This window comes from Streptomyces sp. NPDC018964 (genome assembly GCF_044390325.1).
Lineage (GTDB): Bacteria > Actinomycetota > Actinomycetes > Streptomycetales > Streptomycetaceae > Streptomyces.
In genome coordinates this window covers 20732-27313 of sequence record NZ_JBIRYZ010000044.1, presented here as the reverse complement: position 1 = coordinate 27313, position 6582 = coordinate 20732, and the positions used below count along the sequence as shown (strand labels likewise).

The window sequence follows — 6582 nt, the reverse complement described above, 5'->3', positions numbered from 1 at the left end:
GACAGCGCCCTCGAACACGAGGGGCTTCAACGACGCACGGGCGGTGTAGAGCGCCGCCGTGTAGCCGGCGGGCCCCGAGCCGATGATGATCACGTCACGGACGTCACGAAGCATGGTGCACTTCCTTCTCATGGTTGGGTGCGTGCGTGTGCCGCCGGGGTGCGCGGACACGCTCCGGAAACGGACGCGCGGCGATCGCGACCCCGTCAGATCCGAACTCAGTGATATCACGCATTCTTGATATGTAGAAATGGTGATGTGAGAGGGTGGGGGTATGCCGACCAAGCCCGACAGCCAGCCGCTCCCGAGCAAGGCCGAATTGCTCAAGACTCTCGGTGACCCCCTCAGGCTGAACATCGTCAGCCTCCTGGCACCGATGGCGCTGTGCACCACCCACCTCATCCAGGAGACCGGTGCACGTCAGACCACTGTCTCCAATCACTTGCGGATCTTGAGGGAGGCGGGCGTCGTCGAGGCGCTGCCCCATGGCCGCTACACCTACTACCGCGTCCGCCCTGAGGCCCTGACGCCCTTGACCGGGCTGCTGGGCTCCCTGGCCAGGAGTGCCGAGGAGACCATCGAGGCCGACCGCAGACGCCCTTGCGCGTGATGCGAACCGGCCCTCTGCGGTCGGCTTCCGTCGGCTGACGGTCTTCTGGGAAACCTGGTCACTGCACGGTGCCGCCCCCCGCCCGGTGCGAGTCCTTCCACCCGCGGCACAAGCCCGTCAGCCTCGGGCCGGGACATGCTCGGGCGTGGTGTGACGGCGGGAGGGATCCGGCCCGGCCGGTGCGGCCGGGCCTCCTGCCCGACGGCACGGGCGCCGGACGCGACTCGCGCACGGCCTGCCGCCGGGCGGGAACGGCATCGCGCCGGCAGGTCGTCGTCCCGGTGCGCCGAGCGGCCCGCCGACGAGCCGGTGAACCGCTCGCGGCGTCCCCGGAGCACGTGCTGAGCACTTGGAGTCACGACTGCTCAAGGGACCCCCAGCGCCTCGTTCCACCGACTCACGTCGCGCCTGCAGGCGTCGTTCACTTCGCGGTGCGCCTCAAGTGCGGCGTCCGGAGCTTCGACGGCGCACCAGGGACACGGATGCACATGCTGGTCCAGGTACGGATCGTACGTGGGGGCGTACGCCAGTGAATCCACGGCGCCGGTCCAGACGGTGGTGCATCCCGCCACCGGACAGCGCAGGCGCACGGCCGGTACGGCTTCCGGCACTCCGCCCGCACCCACTGCGCGCAGGAGGTGGATGGTGCGCTGCACGCGGCTCCTCAGCGGCGTGCCGGGGGAGCAGTGCGGGCAGTAGGGGACCAGGTGCGATCCGTCCCGCACCGGGCAGGTGGTTGCGCCTACGTGGCGGTGGACGGACCGCGTTTCGATGCCGGTGCGCCCGCAGTGGAAGCAGCGATAGCGGCGGGGTACCTGTGCCCCCATCAGGCCCGGCACCCCGGCGTGCGGGTGTCCACGACGCACCTGGTCGCGCTGGAGCCCGTTTCGCCCGGCAGCGCGCGTCCCGGTGCCCTGCTGACCGTCACGGCCTTCCTACCGGGCCAGGTGGTCGGACATTGCTCACACGTCATCACCCCGATCACAGCCACACGGCACTGCTCCGTTATTCCATGGAGCAAAAGAACACCGCGGGCCGCATCGCGTCCGGCAAGGCGGCCACGGCCACCGTGTCCCGGGGAGTCGTGCCCGTGGCCTCCCCCCGGTGCCGGCCGCCTGCTCATCGCTGTGGGACCAGGCGACTCCCTCTCCGTTCCGGTCACGGTGGGGTCCGTTGCCGCGGTGATCGCCGGCCCCGTCGTCCGTCCGCCGTGCCCCACCGCCCCCGCCTTGGACGGACGACGGGCGAACAGCCCCTCGAAGGGGAGGCGATGCCTGCGGACATCGACGATCGCGCAGTGAGCTCCTGGTGCCTCGAGCCCCCGGGCCGTCCAGTCGCCGAGCGCGCTCTCACGGCGGGGAACCCCTCGGCGGTCCACGGCCCGCGACCGGCGGACGGCCGAGGAGCGGTGAAGATCCGCGACGACGATGCCCGGCCGGGACCGAACGCACCGCTGTCCACCACCTCGTCCGGGCGCTCCGGCCGCACCGCCTGACCGCGCGGGCCCCGACGGGACCACCGGCCCGCGGGCGCGCCGATCCTGTGCCCGGTCGCGTACACCGCCGGTGGTCCCTCCTCGTACCCGATCCCGTGAGCGGCGTCGTCGGTCCGGCCGGCCGCCGTGGGCCGACCCTCCGGGCCGGTGCTGGAAGCTCCGTGCGAGGGGACGGGTGCCGGGACCGCGACGGGCCGTACACCGCCCCCGACAGCCTGTCCGACGCCGGTTCGGACGTCGGAGCCCCTGCGGTCCCCGGCCGTTGACCACGATTGCGGAGGGCAGGAGACCCTGCCGGCCCCACGCGCTGTTCCGGAAGGCACACGGTCGGACACGGCCGGGGACGACCGCCGAGCGTACCGTGCGGCACTGCCGCGGCCCGGGAGCGGATGCGCCCACCCACTCGAGCAGTGCCCGCCCTCCGCTTCACGCTCATCGAACGCCTCCGGTGATCGTGCCCAGCGGATTCCCAGCCGGTTTCCAGTGCCGTACGCCATCGTGAGCGGCGAGGCGGTTCGCCTCGGGTACAACTGCCCGGCACGCCGGGCGGAACGGGGAATGGAACGAACATGGAGAACCCGCAGGTGACCGGAGCCGGAAGAGCACAGAGGATGCGGCGCGGTCTTGTGGTGGTGACCGCCGTCAGCGGCGTGCTGCTCGCTTCAGGGTGCCGAACGGACGAAGCCGCCGACGTGGACCGGGTCGGGGGAAGCCCGTCGACGGGGGCCTCCGCCACGGACGGTGCGACGGGGGACCGGCCGGAGAGCGGCGGCGACCTCAAGGTCACCGGAGTCGCGCTGGCCGTCGTCCCCACCACTCTCTCCGCGGTGAAGTGCAAGACGGCCGTCCCGCAGAGCTACACGGCGGTCATCTCCTTCGCCGGGGGGCACCAGGGCGGTGAGATCACCGTCCGCTACGGTGCGGCCAGCAGCACGATGAAGGAGGAGACGCTGAGTGTTCCGGCGGGCGAGACGTCGCTGACGAAGAATTTCTTCCACTCGGAGTACATCATCAGCAACTCGCTCGCCGCCGCACAGGTGAACGTGGTCGAACCGCAGCTCGTGCAGTCCGCGACCGTTCGCCCCACCGGTGTGTGCAACGAGAGCGGCTTCTGGGACTCGGGCACGGCCAGCGGCGGGGCCACCGGCGGTTACTGATCCGGCGGCTCGAACCGGCAACGGCCCGGGTGCCTCGCAGCGGACGAGGCACCCGGGCCGTTGCGCCGCACACCATGACACCGGCCGGCGCCGTAACCTCCCCCGGCCGCGGGAACAGCAGAAATGGTCTTGACCACTGACCGTCTGGCACGCTATGCCCTGGAAGCGTGAGTGAAGGCGGGACATCGTTGGACATACAAGTCGGTGTGCTGGGACCCATGACGGCCACGGTCTCGGGGCGGCACGCCGACCTGGGTGGCCTGCGGCAGCGTGCCGTCCTCGCCGTGCTGGTCGCCGCGCGGGGACAGATGGTGCCGGGGGACACGATCCTCACCGACGCCTGGGGGGAGGCGCGCAGCGCGTCCGCGGCCACCCTCCACTCGTACGTCGGTGAACTGCGCAAGGTGCTGGAACCCGGTCGTGCGGCCCGCCGGCCCGCCCGGGTACTGGTGCGTGAGGGCGTCGGTTACGCACTGCGACTGGACCAACAGGCGGTGGACGCCGAGCGGTTCACCATACTGACCGAACACGGGGAGCGGCTGCTCGAACGCGGCGACCCGGGTGAGGCGGTGATGGCGTTCCGCGAGGCACTGGGCCTGTGGCGGGGCCCGGCCTACGCGGAGTTCTCCGACGCTGCCTTCGCCCGGCCGGAGATCGCCCGTCTCGACGGTCTGCGCCTGGCCGCCCACGAGAGTCTGTACGCCGCCGAACTGTCGACGGGCCGGCACACCGTGATCGTCGGCGATCTCGAGAAGCACACCGCGCAGCACCCCTTGAGCGAACGCGGGTGGGAACTGCTGGTGCTGGCTCTGTACCGGTCGGGGCGCCAGGGGGACGCCCTGGGCGTCCTGCGCACCGCGCGCCGTACCCTGGCCGAGGAACTGGGTGTGGATCCCGGGCCCGCCCTGCGGCAGTTGGAGACCGCCGTCCTCGCGCAGGACGAAAGCCTCGTCGGGCCTTCCCCGGCCGTACCCGCGTCGCGGTGGACTCCGGCCCCCGCGCGCCCCGTGGCCCGCCCCGCGCCTTCGGCCGACGACGGTAATCGTCCCGTAGCGACGGACAGGGACGCTTCCGCGTGGCGGTCGTTGCACACCCCTGGTACGCCGCTGGTCGGCCGCGACCATGACGTCGCCGAGATCGCCGCGCTGCTGCGACGGCCGGAACACCGACTGTTGACCCTCACCGGGACGGGTGGTGTGGGCAAGACCCGGTTGGGTGTGGCGGTGAGCCGACGGCTGACGGACCAGTTCCCCGACGGGATCGTCTTCGTGGCGCTCGCCTCGGTGCGTGACGCCGCTCTGGTCCTGCCGGCCATCGGCCATGCTGTCGCACCCGGCGCTCCGGAGGGGCTGGACATCGAGGCGCTGATCGTCGAGCAGCTGCAGGGGCGGCGGATGCTGCTTGTGCTCGACAACTTCGAGCATGTGATCGACGCTGCGACGGCGGTGGCCCGCCTCGTCGCCGCCTGTCCGCTGCTGAGCGTGCTGGTGACGAGCCGGGCGGCACTACGGGTACGTGACGAGACGACCTACCCGGTTCGTCCCCTGGAGCTGCCCTCCGGCTCGCGGCCGGTCCTGGAATCCGTGGTCTCCGCCGCCGCGGTGCGGCTCTTCGTCGAACGCGCCCGTGCGGTGGCGCCCCGTTTCCAGCTCACCCCGGACAACGCCTCCACCGTCGCCGCGATCTGCGAGCGGCTCGCCGGTATCCCCCTGGCCCTGGAGGTCGCCGCGGCCAAGCTCTCCTTCCTGTCCCCCTCGTTGCTGCTCACCCGGCTCGACGACGCGATGTCCGCCGACGGAGCACGGGACCTCCCGGACCGGCAGCGGACCATGCGCGCGACGCTCGACTGGAGCTACGGGCTGCTCGGTGGACCCGAACAACGGCTCTTTCGACGCCTGGGGGTCTTCTCCGACAGCTTCACCCTGGAAGCGGCGGAAGCCGTCGGCGCCGGTCCCGACGGCGACGACCCGATACTCGGTCCGCTGGCCGGATTGGTGGAGCAGTCGCTCGTCGTCCCGGTCACCGACACGGCCGGCCGGCCCCGGTACCGCATGCTCGAACCGGTCGCCCAGTACGCGCGGACCCACCTCACCCGCGACACCGCTGAGGCCCGGGCGGCCGGCCACACCCACGCCATGTACTTCCTGGAACTGGCCGAACGGGCCGCACCGCAGTATCAGGGCGCCGACCAAATATCCTGGCTGTCCCTCATCGACGCGGAACACGGCAACATGACCCGGGCGATCAGCTGGGCGTTGAGCGGCGGTTCGCCGGAGACCGCGGGGCGGCTGGGCTGGTCGTTGTGGCTCTACTGGTGGATACGGGGAGAACTGCTGCTCGGCAGACGGGCGCTGGAGGCGGCCCTGGAGCAGCCGCTGAAGGCCGGACTGCGTTCCCGGGTGAGGTCGGCAGCCGCATCGATGGCCTTCGCCCAGGGCGATTTCGAGTCGGCCGGACGCTGCTGGCAGCATGCCTGCGAGGACGCGGAGGCCGCAGCGGATCGAGAGGCGCAGGCCCATGCGCTGCCCGGCATCGGGCTGACTGCCCTCGTCGCGGGCGATCCGGGAAAGGCCGCAGCCGTGTTCCGCGAGTCGATCCCCCTGGTGGAGGACGCCGGCGACGGGAGCGCCTGGCTTCTGCCGCTGATCCACGTGTGGCTCGGTACAGCGGTCATGATGGAGACGGGCCCCGCGGACGCCATCCCGCACTTCGAGCACGGGCTTGGCTTAGCGCGCGCGTGCGGCAACCGGCTCGCGATCTATGTCGCGCTGTTCAACCTCTCCCAGGCCGGGATCGGTGAGGGCGACCACGAGCGGGCAAGGGGCCACCTGGAGGAGGGCGTGCGACTGTCGGAACAGACCCGCGATCTGGCCAATCTCGCCTACTTCCTCGACGCGCTGGCGGTGGTGGAGGACGCCGCAGGAGACGCCGTACGTGTGGCGACGCTGCTGGGCGCCGCGCAGCACCTGCGTGAATCCGTGGGCTCCCCGGTCTACGGCTATTACCAGCCGGACGAGTCCCTGTTCGTCGATGCCGCCAGGCATGCCCGGACCGTGCTGGGAGCGCGGGCCTATGACGAAGCGGAGGCTGCGGGCCGCTCCTTCGATGTCAGCGAGGTCGTCTCGTACGCCCTCCGTCGTCCGCCGCGCTGAACCCGCCCTCCACCGGACCGGATACAGCCCGGACGGACAGCCGGTGAGAACCGCACAGCGGGACGGACGCCGTCAGGGACACGGGAATTCCGGTGCGGGGACCCCCCGCCGCGAAGACGGGACAGAACATGACTGCGGTCCTTCGGGTGCACCGGGATCACCCCGCGT

Annotated in this window: 5 protein-coding genes; 3 read left to right on the top strand and 2 right to left on the bottom strand. The window is 71.5% G+C overall.

From position 1 onward, the window contains the following. Positions 1 to 114 (bottom strand): FAD-dependent oxidoreductase (locus ACH5AO_RS36665; RefSeq protein WP_398932432.1); only part of this gene is annotated, 114 nt, incomplete at its 3' end. Positions 115 to 274: 160 nt separating this feature from the next. Between ACH5AO_RS36665 and ACH5AO_RS36660 the strand changes: the two genes are divergently transcribed. Then, on the top strand, positions 275 to 610 hold the full coding sequence (locus ACH5AO_RS36660) for an ArsR/SmtB family transcription factor (protein WP_398932430.1): 336 nt from the start codon (positions 275 to 277) through the stop codon (positions 608 to 610). A 365-nt stretch (positions 611 to 975) separates the two neighbouring features. Here the strand turns inward: ACH5AO_RS36660 and ACH5AO_RS36655 are convergent, their stop codons facing one another. Continuing rightward, a complete protein-coding gene (locus ACH5AO_RS36655) occupies positions 976 to 1266 on the bottom strand; it encodes a hypothetical protein (protein WP_398932428.1) in 291 nt (96 codons plus the stop codon). Positions 1267 to 2674: 1408 nt separating this feature from the next. On the opposite strand from ACH5AO_RS36655, the gene ACH5AO_RS36650 reads away from it, so the two are divergent. Then, positions 2675 to 3262, top strand: a complete 588-nt coding sequence (locus ACH5AO_RS36650) for a hypothetical protein (RefSeq protein ID WP_398932426.1) — start codon at positions 2675 to 2677, stop codon at positions 3260 to 3262. Between the two features lie 218 nt (positions 3263 to 3480). After that, the gene (locus tag ACH5AO_RS36645) at positions 3481 to 6414 is read left to right on the top strand and encodes an AfsR/SARP family transcriptional regulator (protein ID WP_398932424.1); all 2934 of its coding nucleotides are present in this window, start codon (positions 3481 to 3483) and stop codon (positions 6412 to 6414) included. The last annotated feature ends 168 nt before the right edge of the window (positions 6415 to 6582 follow it).

What these genes read in the sequence shown, in the direction of transcription:
- ACH5AO_RS36660 (WP_398932430.1), top strand. Translation starts at nt 275, where the DNA reads ATGCCGACCAAGCCCGACAGCCAGCCGCTCCCGAGCAAGGCCGAATTG.
- ACH5AO_RS36650 (WP_398932426.1), top strand. Translation starts at nt 2,675, where the DNA reads ATGGAGAACCCGCAGGTGACCGGAGCCGGAAGAGCACAGAGGATGCGG.
- ACH5AO_RS36645 (WP_398932424.1), top strand. Translation starts at nt 3,481, where the DNA reads ATGACGGCCACGGTCTCGGGGCGGCACGCCGACCTGGGTGGCCTGCGG.